Source organism: Secundilactobacillus angelensis, assembly GCF_012641075.1.
In the GTDB taxonomy this organism is placed as follows: domain Bacteria; phylum Bacillota; class Bacilli; order Lactobacillales; family Lactobacillaceae; genus Secundilactobacillus; species Secundilactobacillus angelensis.
The window spans coordinates 1-342 of record NZ_JAAXLJ010000092.1 but is presented as its reverse complement, the minus strand read 5'-3'; the positions used below and the strand labels follow the sequence as shown (position 1 = coordinate 342).

1 protein-coding gene is annotated in these 342 nt (G+C 36.8%); it reads left to right on the top strand.

Annotated features, from left to right (window positions below; translation table 11 throughout):
* Positions 1–45: 45 nt before the first annotated feature.
* The coding region (locus tag HC026_RS13210) for a type II toxin-antitoxin system YafQ family toxin (protein WP_168926217.1) at positions 46–342 on the top strand (297 nt) is incomplete at its 3' end.

Genomic DNA, 342 nt, shown 5'->3' with positions numbered 1-342 from the left:
TGAAATTGTTGAATCAGATGATGATTATTGGGGTCAGTTTAAATAATGAAAAAACTAAGATTTAAACCACGTGCAACCTTTAATGCTGATCTAAAACGGTTAGCCAGTTTAGACAAATCTATTATTGATGAAGTTCGAGCAGCCATTGATCTGTTGCTTGAGCAACAACAATTACCAGCAGAATTTGAAGATCATGAGCTTAATCGGCGAATGAGCGGTTATAATGAATTTCACTTACGAGATACCCCGAAAAACAAAACACCAAGCGAAACTAACGATGTCCTGGTGGTTTATACGATTGATAAAGATGAACTAGTCTTAATTGGCATTCGAGTCGGATCG